General features: G+C 51.6%; 1 protein-coding gene. It reads left to right on the top strand.

Features of this window, described 5'->3' with window-relative positions:
- Positions 1-347, top strand: a 347-nt coding sequence (locus ACOQFT_RS00015) for a DDE-type integrase/transposase/recombinase (protein ID WP_421596030.1), incomplete at both ends; no start/stop codon positions are given.

The raw sequence follows: 347 nt of genomic DNA, 5'->3' as shown, positions 1-347 counted from the left end.
GCAAGACCCTGGATTTCATGTTGTCCGAGCGCCGGAATAAAGCCGCTGCGACGAGGTTCTTCGCCCGCGCTCTCAAGGTGAACGGATTGCCACGCAAGATTGTCATCGACAAAAGTGGTGCCAACACAGCTGGCATCAAGGCGATCAACAAGATGCTCAAGAGCTTTGGTTGCCCGTTCCTGATCGATATGGTCAGGCGGAAATACCTCAACAACATCATTGAACAGGATCACCGCTTCATCAAACGAAGGATCAGACCCATGCTGGGCTTCAAATCTTTCGCTTCAGCCGCATCTGCCCTAGCCGGTATCGAATTGGTCAACATGATCCGCAAAGGTCAATTCACA

This window comes from Ruegeria sp. MALMAid1280, from assembly GCF_049195285.1.
Lineage (GTDB): Bacteria > Pseudomonadota > Alphaproteobacteria > Rhodobacterales > Rhodobacteraceae > Ruegeria.
This window is presented reverse-complemented; position numbering and strand designations above follow the sequence as displayed.